The sequence below is a fragment of the Micromonospora sp. NPDC127501 genome (assembly GCF_040302185.1).
In the GTDB taxonomy this organism is placed as follows: Bacteria; Actinomycetota; Actinomycetes; order Mycobacteriales; family Micromonosporaceae; genus Micromonospora.
Genome location: NZ_JBEORJ010000008.1, coordinates 93,202 through 114,763, shown reverse-complemented (window position 1 = coordinate 114,763; position 21,562 = coordinate 93,202). Strand labels below are relative to the sequence as shown.

Genomic DNA, 21,562 nt, shown 5'->3' with positions numbered 1-21,562 from the left:
CGGCCGCCGCCCACGGGGAGCCGACGGCGGGAAGGGCTTGACGCGCCCACGTCGCATCGCGCATCGTCGATATCCATCGACCGTCTCGAATGTATTGACGCGGGGAGAACCGATGAAGGCACTCGTCACCACCGTCTCGGTTGCGGCCCTGCTGCTCCTGGCCACGGGCGGCGCATCCCACGGCCAACCAGCAGCCGACCCGCCCTGCGCCGGGCAGATCCACCCGAACCCGGGCTTCGAGCGCGGCACCACCGGCTGGACGGCCGGCCCCCGCATCGTCGTGCTCGGCGACGCGACCCGGCCCGCACACACCGGCCGCGCGTACGCCACCTTCGCCGGGCTGGACGTGACACGTAGCGACCTGCTGCGCACCACCGTCACCGTTCCGGCCAACTGCGACCTGACGGTCCGTTTCTGGGTGCGGACCACCACCACGGAGACCAGCCGCGGCGACTACCTGAACGTCGGACTGGCGGTCACCGGGATACCCCCGAAGACGAGGTTCTCGCTGGCGTTCGACGGCGGGGCGGAGTGGCGGCAGTACGTCATGTCGAGCGGAACCGCCACCACCGAACGCACCGCGACGGTCAGCTTCCTCGCCAGCGAGGCGGCCGGCAACGGCGCCACCGCCTTCGACGTCGACGACGTGTCCTTCACGTTGAGCTGACCCGCGCGGGCGGCCCTCGCCGACCCGGTGATCGTCCTCGCGCCGCGCGACCTTGGCCAACGTCTGCCGCAGGTCGCCTCAGCGCGGTTGAGCCGGCCACTCCACCGGCTCTTGACCGCCTCGACCAGTCGCGCGGACCCGCTGACCTTGGTGCCGAGTAGGTCGTAGTCCGTCCAGACGAACCAGGACCGGTCGGTGGGCCACAGATTCGTCGGCGAGAACGGGTAGGGCCAACTGCGCTGTGGGAACCAGCGGTGGCTTGGCGGTAACTCCGATCCGATGCCTGTCCCTCGGTGGGATGCTGCGACCAGAGCGCCCGTCGCCATGGACTTCCCGGTCGGACGACGACGCCCAGGGGAATACCAGTGTCGGTGGTGTCGTCGTCGAGGTTGATGCCTCCGATGATCCCGGCGCGAGGTCGCCGGATTCGAGCCGGTGGCGATGCAGCTCGTCTGCAAGCCAGGTCAGCGGCAAGGGCCCTCGTGCCGGCGCGCCGAGGCCGAAGAGCACCACACTGCTCGGAACAAACCCACAGAACAGATGAAGACTGGACTGTCAATAAGAAAATCGGGATTGGTGAGGCCACAAGCAACCCCGGAACCGCAAGGCATTGAGATGCCGATCTCTGCCGGCTGATTTCCTGGCGGGTGAGGGAAACCAACCCTATGCTTGGCCGCCGAATGCGCTGCGGCTCGTCCGGGCCGAGAGTTACCCCGATACAAGGATTTGCGAATGCACCAGAAGTCTGCCCTGGGCAACGGCACCGCTGGCGTCGACGAAGGAGCACCTGACGCCCAACTACCGGCCTCCACTTCAGAGGATGCCGCGCGTCGATCCGCGGTCGCCGAGGAGCAGGCGTTTCTGGATTTGGCCACGGCCCGGCGCGACAAACTGGCCGATCACCTAGAGGTCGAGCTTTCGTCAGAGCCCCTGGACGCGTTGGAGCGGGCCCGGCAGCGCATGCTCCGCCAGCAGTACGACGAGCTACGGCGAGCAGAGGACGGTCTGGTCTTCGGCCGCCTCGACGGCCTTGACGGCACCGTGCGCCACGTGGGCCGTGTCGGTCTCCGCAACGACGGCGAGGGCGCTGAGCCACTGCTGGTGGACTGGCGCGCTCCCGCAGCTCGGCCCTTCTACACCGCGACGGCTGTGGACCCACAGGGCCAGGCACGGCGCCGGCACATCCGCACGACGGGATCGGCCGTCCTCGGCGTGGACGACGAGCCCCTGGACGGGAGCACAACCGCGGACCTCGTCGGCGAAGGCGCTCTCCTGGCCGCCCTCGACCAGCGCCGCACCGGTCGCATGTCGACGGCGATCTCCACCCTGCAACGAGAACAGGACGACATCATCCGGGCTGAGGCGACCGGCCCGCTGATCGTCCAGGGCGGTCCCGGCACCGGCAAGACAGTGGTTGCCCTGCACCGCGTCGCGTACCTGCTGTTCACCCACCGAAAGATGGCCGACCAGGCGGTCCTGGTCCTGGGCCCCTCGCCGCGGTTCCTCCGGTACATCGCCCAGGTGCTGCCCGCGCTCGGTGAGACCGCCGTCGTCTCGGCGACCTGCGACACCCTGCTGGCCGACGTTCAGGTAGGCCGCGACGAGAGCCGGCTTCTGGCCGAAATCAAGGGCCGCGCCCTCTGGCAGCCCACGCTCGAAAGCTACGTCGCGTCGCTGCTCCCCCGACCGCGCGAGCTGAAGCTGCGTTGGGAGGGCGAGTTCTACGTCATTCCCGCCGCAACTGTGGCGCAGGCGCTCGCCTCGGCGGTGCAGGGGCGCCCGTACCACCGGGCCCGCGCGGCGTTCGCCGAGCAGTTGCACCACCTCCTGGCCGATGTCGTCGCCGAGCAGCGCGAGGCGCTGATGGAGGAGATGGAGGAAGGCTTCGAGGACATCCTCGCCCGCGTCGACAAGGGCATGGAACATGACCACCACTCCACCCGGACGTCCACCGGCAGCGACATCGACGGGTTGCTCTCCGAGGAGGAAGTCGAGCAGCTTCGTTGTCGTATCGCCGAGAACGCCACCATCGCCCGGTTCATCGAGGCATGGTGGCCCACTCTCGACCCCGAAACCCTGCTGGGTGATTTCCTGACCGACCGCACCCTGCTGGCCCGGTTCGCCCCGCAGCTGTCCCCCGAGGAGATCGCGGCCGTCGCAGCGGAGCCCACTCCATGGGCATCAAGCGACATCCCGCTGCTCGACGCCCTCGCCGACCTGCTCGGCGAGGTCGACACCCCGCAACCACAGGGCGAGTTCCTCGCCGATCGCGCTCGCCGCCAGCGTGGCTGGGTGTACGGCCACGTCGTGATCGACGAGGCGCAGGAGCTTTCCGAAATGCAGTGGCAGATGGTTCTCCGGCGCTGTCCCAGTCGCTCCATCACCGCCGTCGGCGACATCGACCAGGCTGAGGCAGCGCACCGGCACACCAGCTGGGCACAGGCGGTGCGGGCTGCCTTCGGAGACCGCTGGGCCGCCGCGGAACTCACCATCTGCTACCGGACCCCGCGCGAGGTCATGGACCTCACCGAACCGGTCTTGGAGAAGGCTGGCAGCCACAACACTCCGCCACGAGCGGTACGTTCCTCCGGCATCGCACCCTGGGAGCTCACGATCACCCCCGCTGAGCTCGCCGGTGCCGCCGTCGAAGCGGTACGGCAGTTGCGGCAACGGTGGCACGGCGGCACGGTCGGCGTCATCGCCCCCGCGGAGCGCATCGCCACACTCCAAACCGTACTGAGTGATGTGCCAGTGCTCACCGCAACCCAGTCCAAGGGACTGGAATGGGACGCGACGCTCCTCATCGATCCTCAGGGCATTGCCGCGGAACCGCGCGGTTGGAACGGCCTCTACGTCGCGCTCACCCGATGTACCCAGGAACTCGGACAGCTGACACTCACGCAGCAGTCGCCACGCCCATGACGTCTGTGAAGGCCGGGAGTACCGCTGGCGACGGTCCGAGGGGCACGCTGTGATCCTGAACGGGCTTTCCCGATTCACTGCTCGGGAGCGGTGTAACCGCTGAAGCGCGGCCTGCTGAGTTCGTTGTGAGGCGCCGCCAGGTTGTGCGGCTCAGCCGCGTAGGCAGGTTGTGCGGCTCAGCCGCGTAGGCAGGTTGTGCGGCTCAGCCGCGTAGGCAGAAGGGATGGCCAGCCGGGTCACGCAGGACGCGAAAGCGTTCCGGCGCGGGTTGTTGTTCTTCTCTGACTGCTCCGAGTTCGATCGCACGCGCCTCGGCGTCGTCGAGATCATCGGGGTCGTCCACGGCAAGGTCGAAGTGGATCTGCTGTGATCGTTCGCCCGAGGGCCAGGTCGGTTGCCGGTAACCGTCAACGCGAACGGCGCCGAGGTATAGCGGACCCGCCTTGACCGCACAGAAGTCCGGGGTCTGGACCGCGACCTCGCCATCCAGCATCGCGGCCCAGAAGCGGGCCAGGTCGGCTGGGTCAGGGCATTCCAGGTTGATCGCAGCGATGTGAGCTACAGGCATGGGTCCTCCAGTGGGCGGGATCGTGTGGGCCGACAGTGACCCACCCTAGCATTCAAAATGAGGGTTCACTCTTTTTACGATCGACCCGTCCCGGAGGATGCCGGCGGCATGGGGACGCCGGTCGAGCGTCCACGAACGGCGGTCGGGTCACGCTCGCCTAGCCCTTGATGATCGCCATCAGCGCGGTGGTGAAGGGTGCGGGGTCCAGGTCGCCGCGGATCGCCAGTTGCAGGCTGTAGCTGGTGCTGAGGGCCACGAACGCTTCGGCGATCTGTCCGGCCTGCGGGCGCCGGGAGTCGGGCACCAACTCGGCGATCGCGGCCCGCATGGCAGCGAGTTGTCGTTGCACCACGGCTGCCAGCAGGGGTGACACCGCAGCTTCGGCGTAGATCTGGGCGACCAGCCGAGCATGATGGGTGTCCCGGGCCCGGACCCGGACGTGTTCGAGGAAACCCCCCACCGCCTCGGCGGTGAGCGCCCTCGGCAGCGCTTCGGTTCCCTGCTCGCAGACCGCGATGACGATCTCGTCCTTGCTCGTGAAGTACCGGTAGATGGCTCCGTTGGAGAGCCCGGACTCGGTGACGATGTCGGCCATCGACGTGTGGGCGAAGCCGTGACTGGCGAACCGAGCCCGGGCGGCATCCACGATCTGCTGGCGGCGAGCGTCGAGATGAGCTTGACTGACCCTGGGCATAAAGAGTGACCCCTCGCTTTATTTGCTACTGTCGGAAGCCTACCTCGCCGCACCCGACCCCAGGAGCCACCGTGCGCTACCAGACCTTCGGCCGTCTGACCGGACTGCGTGTGTCGCAGTACGCGCTCGGGACGGCGAACTTCAGCACCTCGAACACCGGCGCCGGCCCCGAGGCCTCACGACAGATCTTCGAGGCCTTCGTCACCGCGGGCGGCACCACGTTCGACACCTCCAACCTGTACCAGGATGGACAGGCCGAAACCGTGCTCGGCGGGCTGATCGGGCCTCAGCGGGACGACGTTGTGATCATCACCAAGTACAGCGGGACCAGGCAAGCTCAGCCTCGACCCGGCACGACCGGCAACAGCCGCAAGATCATGGTCCGGTCCCTCGAAGCGAGTCTGCGCCGCCTCAACACCGACTACGTCGACGTCTTCATGCCACATTTTCCCGACGGCATCACGCCGATCGAGGAGATCCTGACCGGGTTCGACGACCTGATCCGCTCCGGCAAGATCCTGCACGGCGCCCTGTCCAACTTCCCGGCCTGGCGGGTCGCCGGCGCCGCCGTCCGCGCCGACCTGCGCGGCCTGGCCCCCCTGGTCGGCATTCAGACGGAATACAGCCTGGCCGAACGATCCGCCGAGCGGGAGCTACTGCCGATGGCGCAGGCACACGGTCTGGGCGTGGTCCTCTACTCCCCGCTGGCCGGCGGACTGCTCACCGGCAAGTATCGGCAGGGTGAACAAGGCCGGCTGACCGCCCGAGGCAACGCGATCGAGGGCAGCGCCCGGCGCACCGCCATCGTCGACGCCGTACTGGCGATTGCCGAGGAGCTCGGCGTCGGCGCGGTCCAGGTCTCCCTGGCCTGGCTGCGTCGCCGGGCCGCACTGGCCCCCACGGCCCTGATCCCCATCGTCGGCCCGCGCACCCTGACCCAGCTGGAGGAATACCTGAAGTCTCTCCAACTCGAACTCAGCGACCAGCACTACCAACACCTGGACGAGGTCAGTGCCATCCGGCCAGGAACCCCGCACGAGGACGTCACCGCCGCACTGAACCACGGCTTCGACGGTGACCGCACGCTGCTCGATCCTCCCCCCGTTCCCGTCATCTAGCGTTGCCGGTGTCCGCCGCGCGTCAGTGATCATTGAGCGGTGATGACCCCTACGGCGCCGCCGGCCGACTCCGGTGCGTTCTCGTTGGCAGTTCCGCCACTGTTCGCCGCGTTGGCTCCGGCGCGGAGCATCCTCATCGCCGGTGCCGGCGGGGGGTTTGACGTGTACGCGGGCCTGCCCTTGGCGTTAGCCCTGTGGCGTGCCGGCGCGCAGGTGCACCTGGCCAGCCTCTCCTTCTCGGAACTCGAGTTGATCGGCCGAGACGCGTGGGTGGTGGAGCACGTCGCAGCGGTTCAGCCGGATACCACCAGCTCCGACTGGTACTTCCCGGAGCGAACGCTCGCCCGATGGCTGGCGGCTGAGCAACTGCCGTCGACGGTGTACGCGTTTCCGCCGCTCGGTGTCCAGCCGCTGCGAACGGCGTACCGGCGCCTGGTGGAACACCTCGACATCGACGCGGTGGTGCTGGTCGACGGCGGCGCCGATGTGCTGCTGCGCGGCGACGAAAGCAATCTCGGCACACCGGTGGAGGACGTGACCAGCCTGGCCGCTGTGGCCGCGCTGGACGTACCGGTCAAGCTGGTGACCAGTCTGGGCTTCGGCATCGACGCCTACGACGGCGTCAACCATGTCGAGGTGCTGGAGAACCTTGCCGCGCTCGACCGCGAGGGTGGCTACCTCGGCGCTCTGTCCATTCCCGGTTCCAGCCGGGAGGCAGAGCTCTACCGCGCTGCCGTCGCTCACGCCCAGGCGGCCACCCCGCAGCGGCCGAGCATCGTTCAGGGACAGATCGCCGCCGCCACCAGCGGCGAGTTCGGGGACGTCCGATTCACCCGGCGCACCGGCGGCGGCGACCTGTTCGTCAACCCGCTGATGGCGATCTACTTCACCGTCGATCTCGACAAACTCGCGGCCCGATGCCTCTACCTCGACCGCATCGAGAACACCATCGGCAGGCGGCAGGTCATCACACGCATCCAAGCGTTCCGCGACGAACTTCTCGACGCACGTATCCCCCGCGCTTTCCCGCACTGATCGTCCGGACGGCGGCAGGTGCGGGTGGGCATGGGCTGCTGGTGCGGTGTCACCGACGCTGGCTTCACCACCGTGTTCTGGGGTGGCGTCCCTGCCGATGGACCGGACAGCCCTGCCCAGGGATATCTCCTCGCCCAGAAACCTGTGGCCCGGGCACCGTTTTGACGACGGCAAGTCGACGCAAGCCGGCGCGGCGGTTGGTCACTCAGCTAGACCGCGCCGTCCTCCAGCTTGCTGAGCATCACGTCGATGTCGCCGGATCGGATCATCTCTCCCAGGGCCGCCACCATCGCCTCGACTCCGGGCCTTGGAATGATGACCAGGTCGGAGCACCAGAAGTATCGGCCGCCTCCCACCTCCCCGGTCCCAGCCCAGCGTTGCAGGAGACGGGCGATCTCATCCGTCGTCATGAACGTGGCGCACCGACGGGTGCCGTCAGCAAAGTTCAGGTGCGCATCGATGTTGTCGGCAGTCTCCGGCTCGACGTCCTGGCCGGCCATGAAATGAACACGAGCGCCCTCGACCACGCGGTCCCATTCCGCTGTCTGACTCACCGAGGCATCATCGCAGCTTCGGACGCTCGGTTTGGGCACCCTTCTGCCCGCACCGACAGCGGTGGAACGAACCGGACCGCCGCTTCGGCAAGCCTGGTCAAGCCCGACGACTCTTGGACAGCTGCATCGAGCGTGCGGTGGCGCGGGCGGCGGTGTCGATGAGATCTGCGACCGGGCCGGGTTGCGAGACCGCCACCGCATGGGAAGCGGCGATCTCCACTGCTGTGGAGCCCGCCCTGTCGGCCAGGAAGCGCTGCAGGTCCGGCGGAATGCCCTGGTCCTGGGTGGTGATCAGAGTCCAGGAGGGAATCGTCTTCCAGGCGGCCTTGGTCACGCCCTCCTCCTGGGCGCTCGCGGAGGCGGGCCGCTGCGTTGCCGCCATGATCTCGGCGGTGCCGGGGTCGACGTCGGCGGCGAACACCTCGGGGTACTTGTCCTGCAGGATGTACTGATCCATGGTCGTGCCGCCGTCGTCGGAGGGGATCGGCACCATATTGATGCTGGTGGCGAGCTGACTGCCGGGGTACTTGGTGAGCAACCCGATCACACTTTCGCCTACGTCCGGGCTCACGCTGGCGACGTACACCAGGGCCTTGACGTTGGAGGCACCGGCCGCGGCTTCGGTCATGACCAGCCCGCCGTAGGAATGGGCGGCCATCACGACCGGTCCGGGCAAGCTGTCCAGTAGCGCCCGAACGTAAGCGGCGTCCTTCTGCACACCGCGCAGCGGGTTGGCGACGGCAATGACCGGGTAACCCCGACGTTTGAGGTTGGCAATCACCCCGTTCCAACTCGACGAGCCGGCGAATGCCCCGTGGATCAGCACAACTGTCGGCATCTCCTGGGCAGACATGTCAGAAGCAGCGCTCATCTGAAGTTCCTTTCGAGGGGCTCGCCACCCGCTGCCTGCGGTATGCAGGCCGGGCCGACGAGGACGGTCGACGGAGCATTTCCCCGGCATTGCGAATCAGCCCGCGCGATCCCGGCTCCGATGGGGTTGCCGCATCCAGAATCCAGCATTGATGAGGCCACTGTCAGCGAGATCGAAGAACGGTGCCACGCCCAATGCCCTCAGGTACAGATCAGACCGAACGTTCTGTCGCTAAGATGGTGGGATGGCGAGCGACGAACCCAATGCCCGACCCTCTGAGGCACGTCTCAAGCTTCTGCGCACGGCGACCAGGATCTTCTACGCGGAGGGCATTCACGCCGTCGGCGTCGACCGGATCATCGCCGAGGCGAAGGTGACCAGGGCTACTTTCTACCGGCACTTCCCCAGCAAGGACGACCTCATCCTGGCCTACCTGCGTGAGGTGCATCAGCTGGAGCGCGGCATGGTCGACCAGGCCCTCGCGGCCAACCGATCGCCGGTCGAGCCGCTCCTGGCAATCGCCAATTCCATCGCTGAGAACATCCAGTCCCCCGGGTTCCGTGGGTGCGCCTTCCTGAACGCCGCAGCGGAGTACCCCGACACGAACCATCCCGTGCACCAAGAACTCATGGCCCACCGGCAATGGTTCCTGGGCACCATCACCACGCTCATGGCACAGGTCCACGAAGGAACGGCGGATCCCGCAGCGCGCCACTTCGTCATGCTCCGGGACGGCGCCATGGCGGCCGGATGCCTCTCCGACCCCACGTTGGTGTCCGAGACCTTCCTGCGCGGTGTCGAAGGACTCCTCAGGATCAACTCGGAGCGCCAGTCGGCAGAGTCGGCCCGTTAGCCGAGCACGACCACGCCGCACGACCTGGAGCTGGGTCATCCCCCCGGTGAGGGGATGACCCAGTTCCTCAGTGTTGCCGCCACCGGTTGAGCCCGCCCTCGCTCGCTGGCGACGGCGCGGACGACCGCACGGCTCTGATCAGCGACCGTACGCCTCCAACAGGCGCAACCAGACCTCGCTGACGGTCGGGTACGCGGGCACGGCGTGCCACAGCCGCTCCAGTGGGACCTCGCCGACGATGGCGATCGTCGCGGCGTGGATCAGTTCCGCGACGTCCGGGCCGACGAGGGTGAGGCCGACGATCACCCGTCGTTCCTCGTCCACGACCATCCGGGCCTGCCCCTGGTAGCCGTCGGCGTGCAGCGCGGCCCCGGCTACGGCGGCCAGGTCGTAGTCGACGACCCGGATCCGCAGTCCGGCGGCCTCGGCGGCGGCTGCGGTCAGCCCCACCGACGCGATCTCCGGGTCGGTGAAGACGACCTGCGGCACGGCGCGCTCGTCGGCGGTGGCGACGTGCCGACCCCACGGGCGGTCGTCTGCCGCTTCGCCAGTGGCCCGCGCCACGATCACGTCGCCCACCGCGCGAGCCTGGTACTTGCCCTGGTGGGTCAGGAGCACACGACGATTGACGTCGCCGGCCGCGTACAGCCATCCGTCGCCGATCAACGCGCCGGCAGAATCGACCACCCGCAGGGTGTCGTCGACCGTGAGCCAGGCGCCCGGCTTCAGGCCGATCCGGTCGAGGCCGATGTCGTGCGTGTTCGGCGTACGGCCGATCGCGACGAGGATCTCGTCGGCCTCGACCTGGTCGCCGAAGGTGAGTGTGATGTGCACAGTGCCGTCGCCGTCGCGGCTCACCGACGTGGCCTCGGCACCCAGTTGGACCGACACGCCAGCTTCCCGCAGGGACTGCGTGACCCGCTCGCCGACGAACGGCTCCGCCAGAGTGAGCACTCCGTCGCGGACGAGCACCGTCACCGCCGATCCGAGGCCGGCGTACGCGGTCGCCATCTCCGTGGCCACCACACCACCACCGATGATGGCGAGCCGGCCGGGAACCTCGCTCGCGGCGGCTGCCTCACGACTGGTCCATGGTGCCGCCTCGCGCAGACCGGCGATGTCCGGCACCAGTGCGCTACTTCCGGTCGCGATGACGACCGCGTGTCGGGCGGTGAGCGAGGTGGTGGCGCCGTCCGCCCCGGTCACCTCGACGATCCTGTCGGAGCCGATCCGCCCCTGGCCCCGATACAGGGCGATCCCCGCGGAGTCCAGCCAGGACACCTGCCCGTCGTCCTTCCAGTGCGAGGCGACGGCGTCCCGGCGGCGCAGCACTGCCGCCGCGTCCAGCTCGCCGGTCACCGCCTCGCGCGCACCGGGCAGCTGGCGAGCCGCCCGGAGCGCAGCCTGGCTGCGCAGCAACGCCTTGGTCGGCATGCAGGCCCAGTACGAGCACTCGCCACCCACCAGTTCCCGCTCGACGATCGCGGCGGTCAGGCCGCCCTGCACGACGCGGTCGGCGACGTTCTCCCCCACCGGCCCCGCGCCGATGACAATGACGTCGTACGTGGCGTTCTGCACGTCAGTTTCCCTTCGCGGCGCGGCCGAGGCGGATGGCCGCGATGAGGAAGAAGATGGCGCCGGGGATGGCGTAGCCGATCGCGTTGGTCAGCGCCGGGTTGTCCGCGGAGGCGGCCGCGACGAACGATCCACCGGCGATGACGGAGATGCCACCGCTGATGATCATCGGCCACTGGCCACCCATCGTGCGGCGGGTGACGGCCACGATCAGCTGCACCAGTCCGGCCACGACCGCCCAGGCGCCCCAGACCCGCAGGACCGCAGGGACGCCGGACGCGCCGGCGACGCCCAGGCCCACCGCGGCGAGCAGGCTGATCGCGACGTTCACGTACAGCAGGGTGGGCGATCCGGTGGCCCGCGACGCGCGGACGTCGACGATGGCGGCGGCAACGTCGAACAGCGGGTAGAGCACGAGCAGCGCGGCGGTGAGGGGGTTGAGGTGCTTGGCGAGTGGAAACGTCACGGCAGCCCAGACGATTGCGAAGGCGAAGCGACCGAAGTACAACCGCCGCAGGGCAGCGGCCGTCGTCGAGATGCCGGGAACGGCAACGGTGGTCATGGTCATCCTCTCGGTGATTCCGGAGCGAAGGGGGACGCCCAGCGGGGGTGCGGGCCGCCGCCGGGAGGGGAAGGGCGGTGCTACTCGATGTTTGAGAACAGCCCCGTGATCTCCACCTGAGCGCCCTGGAGCCCACCGAAGACGGCACCGGCGGCAGGCGTCGCCACTGCGGCGGAGGCGTCCTCGTAGCTGGCGAAGTACAGGTCGAGCGTCCGGTACGCGGGAGTGGGCGTGCCGTCCTCCTTCGGCCACACCCTGGCCGACTCGATCCGCTGAAGCTTCGGGAACGTCTCGGCGGCCCGGCGTACGTCGGCGTAGGTCTTCTCGAAGTCGTCGGGGTCTGCGGGGTTACCGATGACGAGGGTGATCTTGGTAGGCATGGCGGTCTCCTTCAGGCGCAGCCGTACACCCGGCTATCACCAGGTGGAACGAACGTTCTGTCTCGGAGAACCATATCGACTCGGCCCCTCATCGTCAAGACCGACCGTTCTATCTATAACCTGTGACGTGTTGTGGCGCTCGCCACTTTCTGGCTAACAAGAAGCACCGGTTCGACATGAACGGGGTGTCCTGCCAGGCCAGCGGTTACCCGGCGGCCGACCGGCGCCTCACTCCTCGGAGTCGCGATCCCCGGACGTCTCCCGCCCGATCGGCGAGGCGGAAACCTCCAGCGACTGTCCCCGCCTTCGCAGCGCACCGGTGAGTGCAACCAGGGCCAGCACTCCGGCCACCACGCTCAGCCCGGCCATCGGTGCCCAGCGGGCCAACAACGGCGCGAACAGCAGCAGGGCGACCAAGCCGATGATCTGGGATCGGGAAGCCTGGCCGAAGATCTCGTACTCCAGCCGCATACGGGCGACGAGGAAGAGCATCGGACCGCCCACCACGAACAGCAGCCAACCGGGCCGCGGCTGCCCGAACGGATGATCGATCACCAGCTCATAGCCGACCGCCGTGACGAGCACGCTGAGCACGATCAACAGATGCGTCCGTTCCGACACCGCGCCCAGCCGGCCGGGCATACCCGCCCGGTCGAACGCCTCAGTCAGCAGCAGACCGGCGCGGTAGAAGTAGATCCGCCAGAGCAGCGCGCTGGTGGCGAACGCGACCGCGAAGGCGGCTGCCCGCTCCGCGGAGTAGTCCGCGCCGCTGAAAACCACGCCGATGACCAGAATCGACTCACCGAGCGCGATGAGGAACATCTGCTGATAACGGTCGGCGAGATGGGTCCCCGCGATCCGCCACCGACCCACCTTCGCGACCCCGAGCCACGGCAGCGGCCAGCCCAGTGTCCAGGCGATGTAGTCGACAGCGAGGGCGACAACCCACAGTGGCAGGCGGAGGTGATCCGGGCCCAACGCGCCGGCCAGCCACAGCGGGGCGCTCGCCAGAGCCCACACGACAAGCCGGAGGGGCACCAGCCGTCGCGGATGGCCACGCAGCGCGACGGCGACCACGAGCGGCCGCACCACCATCACCATCAGGTACGCGACCGCGAACGGCAGCGCTCGCTCCTCCATGGCGCGGGGCAGCGTCACCGCCATGATCAGGCCGGCGAACATGGTGCCGACCACGACGGCCTGAATGATCGGCTGCTCCGGTTCGTACCGGCTGGTGATCCAGGCGGTGTGCGACCAGATCAACCAGAGCGCCAGAAAAAGCAGCAGGGTACGCCCGAACCCCGTGACGAGCGCCCAGCCGGTGTCGTCGCCCAACCCCGCGAATCGTTGCGAGACCCGGGTGAGGGCCACAACGAACGCCAGATCGAAGAACAGCTCCAGGAACGTCGCCCGACCCGAGCTCACTGGAGGGCGCAGCAGCTCGGCACCCCGCCCCGCCGCCATCGTCCGCCTCCGTCCGCCCCTCGCTACCAACGAGCCGGCCGCCAACGGAGTTGCGTCAGCGCGCACCCCGCCGCAACCACACCTCGTACGACTGGCCTCGGGAGATCAGCGAGACGGCCCGATCGCAGGGCCTCGGCGGCACCCGAGTTGCTCGCGCACACGCCGCCGTTGACCCAAACCGCCCGCGAGGCGCGGCCGTACATACTGATGTCGTGGGCGAGGAATCTGAGTTGGCGATCGCAGCGGTCCGCCGCTACGCCGCCGCTCTGCGGTGCATCCAGTCACGCTTGTTCGATGCCTATCCGGACGTCGACGGCATCAAGGACCTGATGGTGGCGGTGCGGCACGCGAAAACGCTCCCGCGAGCGGGCACGTCGAGCACAGGCGTCGAGTACGCGGTCCACGGAGCGGGCTGTCAGATGATCGATGAGCTGGGCCGGGTGGTCGACGTCGATGTGGTCGACGACGTCGAAGCCTTCGACGCCTGGCGGATCAGATGGTTCCTCGACGAACAGTCGGACGCCCGGCCCTCGGTCGAGGAGCTGCGCACAGCCTGCTCGCGCCTCGCCAGCACCGGCGAACTGTTGGAGGTGCAGGCAGGCCGCTGGTATGCCCTGCCCGATCGTTGGCGGAAGGGCGACTGACCGTCAGCCGGGAGGCGCCTCACCCTCAGCTTGCACAGCGCGTTGATCGACGGCGTGGAACGCGGAGGGCAGGCCGAGTTCCGTCCGCGCCGCCTCGATGAATCGGCGCTCTGCCTCCCAGAGGGCGTCGAACCGATCGGCGGGCAACGCCCCGGCCTCGCTACCCGCTCGTGTGGCCGCCAGGAGCCGGGCCTGGCGCACCAGCTCCGACGAGCCGCTCACCACCTCGACGTGGCCGGCCACCAGCCGAAGCGCGGTCTTGGTGCTCTCCAGCCGCTCCCGGTAGCGGCTGCCCTCGTCGTCGAAGAACGGCATGAGATCACCCGGATCACGCGGGCGCGGCACCGCGGTGATGCGCGCCGCCGGGTTGAGGACGTGGGCCACGTACTCCCGGGCCGCGCCGATGAAGTCGGTGTACGCGTTCAGCCGGATGTCTCGCCACTGTCGATCCTGGTCGCGCCGCCACAGCCGATCCTGAGCCCGGACGGTGAGCCACCCACCGATCAGGACGGCCAGCATTGTCGTTGTCGCGGTGACACCCGCCTGGATCAGACTCACCGGCACCACCGTTCGCATCGATCGGTGACTCACCCTATCGCCCGTTGTCACCCGCCTCGGAAGTCACGGGACGGCCCAGCTACGGACCGAACGCGTAGACGTGGGTTGGATATCGATTTCAGCCAATGTATCGTGGGAACGCTCCCAGACCGCGTCCACCACCCACCTGCTCGAGGAGCTGAACATGTCACGACGACGTCGTCGTCCGGCCATGCTGGCCGGGTTGCTCGTTCTGGCCCTGGCTGCGTCCCTGTCGCCACCGACGGCGGTGGCGGGCACCGCCGCGGCCGGCCCATCCAAACTCCGTGCTGCACCACTCGCTGAGCTGACCGTGGTATCCGAACAGGTGGCTTTCGGTCTCCAGCGTCCGATCGCGATCACCGGGCTGCCGGACGGCCGGATGCTGATCGCGGAGAAGAACGGCACCGTCCGCGCCTACCACCCCGACACCGGCCTGGCACCCGACCCTGTGCTCGACCTGACCGCCCGGATCGACACGTCGGACAACGAGCGCGGCCTTCTCGGCATCACTCCGGCGCCGAACTTCGCGCGGACCGGGATGCTCTACGTGGCCTACACGAGCCTGCCGGCCGGTGCGCTGACCCTGGCGCGAGTCCCCATCAACGCTCCTGATCGGGTACAGGTGCTGCTCACCCAGGAGCACGCCGAGTACGGCAACCACAACGGCGGACAGGTGGCCTTCGGCCGCGACGGCTACCTCTACTGGTCCCTCGGCGACGGTGGCTACGCGAACGACCCGTTCAAGAGCGGGCAGAACCTCGGCACCCTGCTCGGCAAGATTCTGCGGATCGACGTCAACCGCAGCTGCGGGGGAAAGCCCTACTGCGTGCCCTACGACAACCCGTTCGTCCGCACGTCGGGCGCGCGACCGGAAATCTGGGTCTACGGGCTGCGCAACCCGTGGAAGTTCTCCATCGACCCCGCCGACAACTCGCTCTGGATCGGTGACGTCGGCCAGGGTCTGATCGAGGAGATCAACCACGTCCGCCCGTCGCAGCGTGGCGCGAACCTCGGCTGGTCCTGTCGAGAGGGCACGCCGGTCTTCGACGAGACGCAGTGCCGGCCGGGCGTGCGGCTCACCGACCCGGTCGTCGAGTACGACCACTACATGACGGAGAACTGCTCCATCATCGGCGGCCTGGTGTACCGGGGCTCCGTCACCCCGGAGGCGCGGGGCACCTACATCGCCAGCGACTACTGCTCGACCCGCGCTTTCGCCGTGCGACCCAAGTCCACGGGTGGCTACGAGTCCGCTGAGATCGGCACCTTCCCCACCCAGCCGACGGCGTTCGGTGCCGATGTGAACGGCGAGCTGTACGTGCTCAGTGATCTCCCGGGATGGCTGAGCAAGGTGCGGTTCGAGCGGGTCCAGCCGACCCCCACCGGCGGGGCGACGATCCGCTGAACCTCGGGACATGCCCTTGACGTCCGCACCACCAGCTGGGGACGGCCGCGTTCGGCGGCCGTCCCCAGCTCGCGCCGGCCTGGTGCTCGCCGGTTGACGGATCAGCCTTGCGGTGGCCGAGTGGCACCCGTTTCGTCCGGTCGGCGCGACACCGTCTCGACCGACTGCTCGGCGGCGCGCTGCCGCCCGATGACGAGCCGGCTCAGCACCGCCGCCACCGCCCCGGCCACCACCCCGATGAGGATTCCGGTGACAAGGCTGGAGAACACCGCCGCCACCCGGAGGATCGCTTCCTGCGCCCGAGGGTCGATGTCCCCGAGCCTCGGCCCGGTCGCACCGAACGCCTCGTCCCACAGAATCTGGTGACCAACCGCGAGAAGAACCCCGTAGATCGCCCCGATGACCACCACGGTCAGGAACGGACGCGGCGGTCGCCGCCACAGCACGGCGGCGACCCAACAGATCAGCGGTACGACCGCGAGCAGCGCGGCGGCGGGCCGCCCTTCCTCCACGACGTGCAGGTCGTGCAGGACCGCCCGCGGGGCGGCCAACACGGCGAGCGCGACCAGGGCCGGCCACGAGAACCCGAGAGTACGGCGCCCGGCGCTCATCGCTCGACCCGTACCGGCGCGGTTTCCCTGGCGAAGCGCAGCAGGGCGGTGAATGCCAGCGCGGATGTCACCGCTCCGCCGGCGAGGCGCACCCAGTGGCCGGCGACGAACTCGTCGGCGACCTGGCGTAGGTACTCCGGGGAATGCGTGCCGACCGGGTCGACGAACATGATCTCGTTGCGTGGCCAGAAGAACACCACCGAGAACAGGAACTCGCAGGCGATGAAGACCGCCGCGGCGGCGGCGACGTACCACCGCAGTCGCCGATTGCGCCACGTGAGGGCGGTCGCGGCGAGGCTCATCAACACGACCGAGGCGCCCAGTGGCGGGAAGTAGTCGCTCGGGCCTCCAGCGACCAGGAACTCACGGGCCCGGTCCAGCGAGGCGGGTGCGTCCCCGAAGATGTTCGGGTAGAGCATCACGGTCTCGGCCGCGACCCCACCAAAGGACATCATCGCCGCCCAGACGAGCACGACAAGCACGATCCACGTCAGCCTGATACGGGACACAGCAGTACTTCTCCTTGGTTATCGGACCCCTTGCGGGCACGTCCTGTGATGTCGCCGTTGACGCTAGGTCGCCAATTCGGGGCCGTCTGCCGCGCAGCCGCGTGAGCTGGCATCGCTTCTCGACGTACGTGCGGGGGGCGGGGGTGATGCCTGCGGACGGCAGCGGCGCGGGCCCGCACCGACTTAGGCTCACGGATGTGCAGGCCACCTCACCCACCCGAACCGAGGCGCTGCTCGCGGTGGCCATCCTGGGCCTGGTCGCGGCGGCGATCGCGACCGAGGACGCGCCGCCCTCCCAGGCGGCGCTGGCTGGCGGGTTCGGGGTCGGCCTCGCCGTACTGCTGCTGGTAGCCCGGCGTTGGACCGTCCCCGCGCTGCTGGCGACAGCCGCCGGCATCCTCGGCTACTACGCGCTGGAGTTGCCGCCGGTCGGCGTGGCCGCGCCGGCCGCCGCCATCCTCTACGTGGCCGCCCAGCGGGGCCGGGTGGTCCCGGCCGCCGCCGTCGGCGGGAGCCTGCTGGCCGTTTCGGTGGCCGCCCGGCTCGTCGAGCGGGACGACATCTCTGTCGTGATCGGTGCTGGTCTCGGCTCCGAGGCGGCCCTGATACTCGCCGTCATCGCTCTCGGTGACGCCGTCCGCAACCGGCGTTCGCTACGGGTCACGCTGGCCCGGCAGGCCGCCTCGGCGTCCGAGGAACGCCGCCGGGAGGCGGCCCGGCAGGTCGAGGCCGAGCGGCTGCGCATTGCCCGGGAGGTGCACGACACACTCGGACACACGATGTCGGTGGTCACCCTGCAGTCGGCCGTGGCGAGGGAGGCACTCGCTGACGCCGAGCCCGAGCGGGCCGAGGCCGCTCTGGCCGCGATCCACGCGGTGAGCGGCAGCGCCATGGCCGAGCTGCGTGCCACGTTGGGCACGCTGCGTCGCGAGCCCGGGCCGCGCGAGCCGGCCCCCGGTTTCACCCAGCTGCGTACGCTCATTGAGGGCGTCCGCCGCGGTGGGCTGCCGGTCGAACTGCGTATCGACGGCTCGGTCGACGCCCTGCCCACGGTGGTCGGCAGCACCGTGTACCGCATCGTGCAGGAGGCACTGACCAATGTGCTACGTCACGCACACGCCACCCGCGCCACGGTGATGATCAGGGTGGCCCCGGCCGGACTGTCGGTGGAGGTCATTGACGACGGCCGGGGATCCGCCGGCGGCACGGCGGGTGAGACGGGTCAGGGGCTGCGCGGTATGTCGGAGCGGGTCGCCCTGCTCGGCGGGACCCTCGATGCCGGCGAGACCGCTGACGGCGGCTTCCGGGTCTCGGTCCACCTACCGTTGGCCGGAGTCGCCGCATGACCGACGTACGCGTCGTCCTCGTCGACGACCAGCACCTGGTCCGCACCGGCCTCCGCGCGTTGCTGGAACGCGCCCCGGACATCACCGTTGTCGGCGAAGCCGGCGACGGCCGGGCCGGTGTGGGGGTCGCCCGCGAGCAGCGGCCGGACGTCGTCCTGATGGATGTCCGGATGCCCGGCGGCGACGGTATCGAGGCCACCCGCCGCATCCTCGCCGACCCGACGCTGACCCACGTCCGGGTGGTCATGCTGACCACCTTCGACGACGACGAGTACCTCTTCGAGGCCATCCGCGCCGGCGCCGCCGGCTTCCTCCTCAAGGACACCCCGCCCGACGCCCTGCGGGACGCCGTCCGCGTGGTGGCCGGCGGGGACGCGCTGCTGTCACCGGCGGTGACCCGGCGGGTGATCGCCGCGGCCGCCCGCTCCCCCGTCGCGGACCCCGCCCGGTTGACCGGGCTCACCGCGCGGGAACGAGACGTCCTGACACAGGTCGGCACCGGACGATCGAATGTGGAGATCGGGTCGGCCCTGCATCTCAGCCCGGACACCGCCCGCACGTACGTGAGTCGTCTGCTGCACAAACTGAACGCCCGCGACCGCGCCCAGCTTGTGGTCATCGCGTACGAGAGCGGGCTGGTCCGCCCCGGCGACGGCTGAGCCTCCGGCGACGGCGAAGAGCAGGGCACCACCTCGGTGTTGGTCGCGCCCCACCCGCTCGTACGACCAATTCCGTGGGTCTGCAGCCAGAACTTGGTGCCTTCACCGCTCTCGCTGGCGCACAAGCCGAGGATGTCCCGGGTGCCCCCGCCGTGAGGGCCAGGGCCGTCCTGGGTAGACCGTCGTGATCGCTCATAGTAGATGCCTAATCAGGCCGACGTACTCCTTGATGACATTGATTACTGCTTGAATGTGTATCTAGGATGTCGCCCATGACGCATGGTGATCCGTCCGGCCGGCCCGAAGTTGTCGCCCAACAGAGAGCGCTCTGGCGCAGGCAGGCCAGCGCGGTCCCGGGTCTGCTCGGCGGTAAAGCGGTGTGGCTCCCCCTAGTCCTCGAGCTCGTCAAGCAGGTCGGCGAGGGGCGCGCGGTCGGCCTCGACACGAAGCCTGAGTTGTCGTTCGACATCGAGAGCATCGAACGGCGCCAAGGTGGCGCAGCCCCCAGACTGGAGCCTGCGACGTGGCGTGACTACTACGGCTTCCTTCGGGGCCTCCAGCTCGTCGAAAACACCGCCGACGAGCTTCGCCTCACCGCGACCGGGTTGAAGCTCGAGTCCGATCCGACGCCCGCACGTCTGGCCACGATCCTGGCCGATCGCATCAGGCTCTTCGCGGAGGTTCTGTCGCTGGTAGCCGTGGAACCGCTCACCATCGACGAGGTCGATGAGCGCATCCGAGCGCGTTACAAGCAGTCCTGGAAGAGCAAGGGAAACACTCGCATCCGGATGGACTGGCAGGAGGTCCTCGGCCTGATCGAGGCAGTTGGCAGCCGGCGGTGGGGCATCACAGAGGCTGGGCGGACCGTACTTGCGGATCGCGTGCTGGTGGGGCCGGACGCTTTCGGAGAAGCACCTGTGAGCCTGGTCGAGGTTCCTGAGGCTCCGGCCGAAATTGCTGGTCTTCTGGAGGAGTTCTCGACATCGGCCCGCACGCACGAGTCGCGAAACACCTACAACATCTGGGTTCCGAGCCCACCGTCGAATCCCAACAAGGTTGAGAACCTCAGAACCATCATCAACGCGGCTCTGGGAAGGATCGAGCGCAGAGAGCTCTTCTCGTTCATCAGCGAGACGTTCGACCTGAAGAGCAGCAGCGTGGAGTCGATGCTGCCGTTCCTGCGGGCGTCGGGGCTTCTCGTCGAGGTGGGCCGGGGGGTTTTCAAGGCCACGCCGGCAGCGAGAGCCTGGGTCGAGTCAGGTGAAGACCTCAACTTTGTAAGAATCCTGCATGCGAACATGCGGTTCGTCGGCGAAATGATCCGCACGGTCGAGAACGACGTCACCCGGAACGACATGTATTCCGAAGCTGCCAAGTTCGGCTTGAATATCGACAAGTGCCGGTGGATCGCCAGCTTCCTTCTCAACACCGGACTGATAGAGGAGCCGCGCTACGGGAGTCTACGGGCCACGCCAAGAGGGACTGCACTGGCGGCCGAGCTGCCTCTGGCCGACATCCCCAGTGCTCCACAGGAGCGTTCGGACGAGACCCAGGACGCTCGGCTGGTACCGGCAGAGACCCAGCCCCTTCCGGTGAAGCAAAACCTGGTCCACCTCTCCAGGGAACCCCTGGCCGGAGGCGAAGGTAACGGCCGAGCCTTCGAGAAGGCCATCTGTGACGCCTTCCTCGCTATGGGCTTCGAGGCCCGGACGGTCGGCGGATCCGGTGACACGGACATCCTTGTCCAGTGGCGCAACGCCGACGGCTCACGGTCGACAGCGATCATCGAAGCGAAGGCGCGGTCGTCCGGCCATGTCACCCACACCGACGTCAGCGATGTGGCGATCGAGACCCACAAGGGGCGCCATCATGCCAGCGGCATCGCGATCGTCGGACCGGGTTTCACCGGTGACACCATAAAGAACATGGCGTCGCAGAAAAAGTGGGTGCTGCTGGACGCCGACCGGTTGGGAACGCTGACGGAGGCCTCGATCGCCTTGGGGCTCCGGCCCTACGAGATAGGGCAGATGTTCCTCGTTCCGAATGGACTCTCAGATGTCGACGACCTGATCGCGGACCGCCGCCGGGAGTTGGACATCGTGTCGTTTCTGCTCACCAAGCTCGCCGAGGAGGAGAGCGACGCCGGCGAGCCGATCTCCGCCCGCGACATCTCCCGGGACGGACGCAGAACGGAACTCCGCCCGAGCGTTGAAGAGATCGTCAAGGCGATCGACGTCATGTCAGGCTTGCACGTCGGCGCCCTACAGCTGGTCAACGCGGTCGACGACCCGAAGTTCGCCACGTACGTTCTCGGCGATGCTCGAGCGGGAGCAAGGCGCCTCCGCGCACTCGCCGACGCCATGGACCGCCGACACCGCGAGGCCCAATAGAACCTGCGGGAATTCGTGCCGGTGGGGCGGCATCGATCACGAACCCCCTGATCGTCGTTCAGGCGGAACTGCGACTCACGCCGTCCCCACCGACCGCTACCTCACCGATACCGACCACAGTGTCCAACCACTCCAGGTCAGCCGACTCGGCGGCCG

21 protein-coding genes are annotated in these 21,562 nt (G+C 68.5%); 10 read left to right on the top strand and 11 right to left on the bottom strand.

Annotated elements, in window-relative coordinates; genetic code table 11:
* Positions 1-112: 112 nt before the first annotated feature.
* Complete coding sequence (locus ABTW72_RS19715) at positions 113-667, top strand: hypothetical protein (protein ID WP_350860670.1); 555 nt, start codon at positions 113-115, stop codon at positions 665-667.
* Between the two features lie 669 nt (positions 668-1,336).
* On the top strand, positions 1,337-3,589 hold the full coding sequence (locus ABTW72_RS19710; RefSeq protein ID WP_350860668.1) for a HelD family protein: 2,253 nt from the start codon (positions 1,337-1,339) through the stop codon (positions 3,587-3,589).
* 202 nt (positions 3,590-3,791) lie between these two features.
* On the opposite strand, the gene ABTW72_RS19705 is transcribed toward ABTW72_RS19710, so the two are convergent.
* Complete coding sequence (locus ABTW72_RS19705) at positions 3,792-4,157, bottom strand: VOC family protein (protein WP_350860666.1); 366 nt, start codon at positions 4,155-4,157, stop codon at positions 3,792-3,794.
* A gap of 157 nt (positions 4,158-4,314) precedes the next feature.
* Positions 4,315-4,851, bottom strand: a complete 537-nt coding sequence (locus ABTW72_RS19700; RefSeq protein WP_350860664.1) for a TetR/AcrR family transcriptional regulator — start codon at positions 4,849-4,851, stop codon at positions 4,315-4,317.
* A gap of 71 nt (positions 4,852-4,922) precedes the next feature.
* On the opposite strand from ABTW72_RS19700, the gene ABTW72_RS19695 reads away from it, so the two are divergent.
* Positions 4,923-5,969: an aldo/keto reductase gene (locus tag ABTW72_RS19695; RefSeq protein ID WP_350860662.1), complete on the top strand. Its 1,047-nt coding sequence runs from the start codon at positions 4,923-4,925 to the stop codon at positions 5,967-5,969.
* A gap of 162 nt (positions 5,970-6,131) precedes the next feature.
* Positions 6,132-7,004, top strand: a complete 873-nt coding sequence (locus tag ABTW72_RS19690) for a DUF1152 domain-containing protein (RefSeq protein ID WP_350860660.1) — start codon at positions 6,132-6,134, stop codon at positions 7,002-7,004.
* 209 nt (positions 7,005-7,213) lie between these two features.
* Here the strand turns inward: ABTW72_RS19690 and ABTW72_RS19685 are convergent, their stop codons facing one another.
* Complete coding sequence (locus tag ABTW72_RS19685; protein WP_350860658.1) at positions 7,214-7,558, bottom strand: hypothetical protein; 345 nt, start codon at positions 7,556-7,558, stop codon at positions 7,214-7,216.
* A gap of 97 nt (positions 7,559-7,655) precedes the next feature.
* Positions 7,656-8,429, bottom strand: coding sequence for an alpha/beta fold hydrolase (locus ABTW72_RS19680; RefSeq protein ID WP_350860656.1), 774 nt, complete (start codon positions 8,427-8,429; stop codon positions 7,656-7,658).
* A 244-nt stretch (positions 8,430-8,673) separates the two neighbouring features.
* On the opposite strand from ABTW72_RS19680, the gene ABTW72_RS19675 reads away from it, so the two are divergent.
* Positions 8,674-9,282: a TetR/AcrR family transcriptional regulator gene (locus tag ABTW72_RS19675; RefSeq protein ID WP_350860654.1), complete on the top strand. Its 609-nt coding sequence runs from the start codon at positions 8,674-8,676 to the stop codon at positions 9,280-9,282.
* A 138-nt stretch (positions 9,283-9,420) separates the two neighbouring features.
* Here the strand turns inward: ABTW72_RS19675 and ABTW72_RS19670 are convergent, their stop codons facing one another.
* From ABTW72_RS19670 to ABTW72_RS19655, 4 genes are all read right to left on the bottom strand, one after another.
* The gene (locus tag ABTW72_RS19670) at positions 9,421-10,860 is read right to left on the bottom strand and encodes a dihydrolipoyl dehydrogenase family protein (RefSeq protein WP_350860652.1); all 1,440 of its coding nucleotides are present in this window, start codon (positions 10,858-10,860) and stop codon (positions 9,421-9,423) included.
* Position 10,861: 1 nt separating this feature from the next.
* Positions 10,862-11,419, bottom strand: coding sequence for a hypothetical protein (locus ABTW72_RS19665; protein WP_350860650.1), 558 nt, complete (start codon positions 11,417-11,419; stop codon positions 10,862-10,864).
* Positions 11,420-11,499: 80 nt separating this feature from the next.
* A complete protein-coding gene (locus ABTW72_RS19660) occupies positions 11,500-11,799 on the bottom strand; it encodes a hypothetical protein (protein ID WP_350860649.1) in 300 nt (99 codons plus the stop codon).
* 228 nt (positions 11,800-12,027) lie between these two features.
* Positions 12,028-13,263 carry a low temperature requirement protein A gene (locus tag ABTW72_RS19655; RefSeq protein ID WP_350860647.1) on the bottom strand — a complete coding sequence of 412 codons (1,236 nt, stop codon included), beginning with the start codon at positions 13,261-13,263 and terminating at the stop codon, positions 12,028-12,030.
* A 230-nt stretch (positions 13,264-13,493) separates the two neighbouring features.
* On the opposite strand from ABTW72_RS19655, the gene ABTW72_RS19650 reads away from it, so the two are divergent.
* Complete coding sequence (locus ABTW72_RS19650; RefSeq protein ID WP_350860645.1) at positions 13,494-13,907, top strand: DUF6896 domain-containing protein; 414 nt, start codon at positions 13,494-13,496, stop codon at positions 13,905-13,907.
* A gap of 3 nt (positions 13,908-13,910) precedes the next feature.
* Here ABTW72_RS19650 and ABTW72_RS19645 read toward each other — a convergent pair whose 3' ends face one another.
* Positions 13,911-14,465: a hypothetical protein gene (locus tag ABTW72_RS19645; RefSeq protein WP_350860643.1), complete on the bottom strand. Its 555-nt coding sequence runs from the start codon at positions 14,463-14,465 to the stop codon at positions 13,911-13,913.
* Positions 14,466-14,649: 184 nt separating this feature from the next.
* On the opposite strand from ABTW72_RS19645, the gene ABTW72_RS19640 reads away from it, so the two are divergent.
* Entirely contained in the window at positions 14,650-15,891 is a 1,242-nt protein-coding gene (locus tag ABTW72_RS19640) for a PQQ-dependent sugar dehydrogenase (protein WP_350860641.1), read from the top strand.
* 101 nt (positions 15,892-15,992) lie between these two features.
* Here the strand turns inward: ABTW72_RS19640 and ABTW72_RS19635 are convergent, their stop codons facing one another.
* Positions 15,993-16,502, bottom strand: a complete 510-nt coding sequence (locus ABTW72_RS19635) for a hypothetical protein (protein WP_350860639.1) — start codon at positions 16,500-16,502, stop codon at positions 15,993-15,995.
* On the bottom strand, positions 16,499-17,011 hold the full coding sequence (locus tag ABTW72_RS19630) for a DUF1772 domain-containing protein (protein WP_350860637.1): 513 nt from the start codon (positions 17,009-17,011) through the stop codon (positions 16,499-16,501). Before ABTW72_RS19630 ends, ABTW72_RS19635 begins: the two co-directional genes overlap by 4 nt.
* Before the next feature lie 197 nt (positions 17,012-17,208).
* Here ABTW72_RS19630 and ABTW72_RS19625 point away from each other — a divergent pair, with 197 nt between their 5' ends.
* The 3 genes from ABTW72_RS19625 (at position 17,209) to ABTW72_RS19615 (ending at position 21,406) form a co-directional block, all read left to right on the top strand.
* On the top strand, positions 17,209-18,357 hold the full coding sequence (locus tag ABTW72_RS19625; protein WP_350860635.1) for a sensor histidine kinase: 1,149 nt from the start codon (positions 17,209-17,211) through the stop codon (positions 18,355-18,357).
* A complete protein-coding gene (locus ABTW72_RS19620) occupies positions 18,354-19,016 on the top strand; it encodes a response regulator transcription factor (RefSeq protein ID WP_350860633.1) in 663 nt (220 codons plus the stop codon). Before ABTW72_RS19625 ends, ABTW72_RS19620 begins: the two co-directional genes overlap by 4 nt.
* A 272-nt stretch (positions 19,017-19,288) precedes the next feature.
* Positions 19,289-21,406 (top strand): double winged helix-containing putative transcriptional regulator, encoded by a 2,118-nt coding sequence (locus ABTW72_RS19615; RefSeq protein ID WP_350860631.1) that lies wholly within the window; start codon positions 19,289-19,291, stop codon positions 21,404-21,406.
* The last annotated feature ends 156 nt before the right edge of the window (positions 21,407-21,562 follow it).